At 43.4% G+C, this 1,356-nt stretch carries 2 protein-coding genes; both read right to left on the bottom strand.

The features are described from left to right. Positions 1–208: 208 nt before the first annotated feature. Positions 209–913: a BadF/BadG/BcrA/BcrD ATPase family protein gene (locus AC1MDJ_RS07865; RefSeq protein WP_479690369.1), complete on the bottom strand. Its 705-nt coding sequence runs from the start codon at positions 911–913 to the stop codon at positions 209–211. A 1-nt stretch (position 914) separates the two neighbouring features. Next, the coding region (locus AC1MDJ_RS07860) for a GTP cyclohydrolase, FolE2/MptA family (RefSeq protein WP_479690368.1) at positions 915–1,356 on the bottom strand (442 nt) is incomplete at its 5' end.

Genomic DNA, 1,356 nt, shown 5'->3' with positions numbered 1-1,356 from the left:
CTAAATATAGGCACTGTGAATAATATCCCACCTGTGCGGATAAATACAAAAAAGAATGTTATCAGGCGCGTCTGGTCAAATATTTCGTAAAACATTTAGGTTGATTGAGTTTCAAAAACGCGGGGGGTTTTACGCCCCCGCAGAGTTAATATCTAATATTGCTTATCAAGCAACATCTTTCTTATGCCAGCTATAGCCTGAGTAGGGTTTAGCTGTTTCGGGCAAGCCTTGACGCAGTTATAATAACACTAGGCTTATATCTACTTATCATAGCAGACAGGCGTTTAGCTATGGAACAGTTAACGCTTGCGGCAAGAGTTTCTTCGTTTGCTCCCTGCGCTAGCAAGCCTATCAGTTCACTTTCACAAAAGACAGCACACGTGCTGGGCAGTGTTATAGGTCCATTCACAGCACTGCTGAAACTACCTAACGTCATACCCAGTGCCGTAGCTGCATTCTCCACAAACCTGCCCGTACTTGCAGCACATTTATCGTTCATAACGAAATCATCTATATAGCCGCCTTTCACATTTATAACCTTGCAGTCCTGCCCACCTACATCAAGGATAGTAAAGCTATTCTGCTCTTCTGAATTCAACCCCTTTAATTGTCGCTTTACCCCATAAAAATGCGCCTTGATTTCAGATATTGTTGAGATATTATCCATTTGTAGAACGTTCCGTCCATAGCCTGTTGCAAGTATTGCAGCACCTTGCGGTATGCTTAGATATGATAATAAAGCCTTTTCAATATTACTAACACCATCACGAATAAGTTTTGCGCGCAGTTTATAAAAATCTATGGTACTTACTGAATGCAGACTGATATTACTGACTTCGCCGACATCGCCACCACTCTCAATAGCAACCTTTATAAATCTACTACCAAGGTCTATACCAGCGCGGATGTTCATACTAGCGGACAATTTCAGCCCATGCACTATGGTTGTGTATAGACTCCATATTTTCGCTCATAACCTCAAACTGAGATATACGCTTATCGGCAGACAGCAGCTCTGTCACATTGCGCACAATATCCTCCACAAAGACGGGGTTACCATAAGAATGCTCAGTCACATACTTTTCATCCTCACGTTTCAAGAGTGAATATATAGGGGAGCTAGCAGAACATTCGGCATAGTCTATCAGCTCCTCAAGCCAGACAAAAGACCTAGAGCGAACCTTAATGCTGACTATACTGCGCTGATTGTGCGCCCCATATTCTGATATTTCCTTAGAACACGGACAGAGCGACAGCACAGGCACACGGACGCGGACAGCTAAATCAAGTCCTTGTGCGCCAAGCGCCGCATCAAAGCCACAATCATAGCCCATCAGTGACGTTTGTTTGGAAACA

It is taken from the genome of Candidatus Termitispirillum reticulitermitis (assembly GCF_054655775.1).
This window is presented reverse-complemented; position numbering and strand designations above follow the sequence as displayed.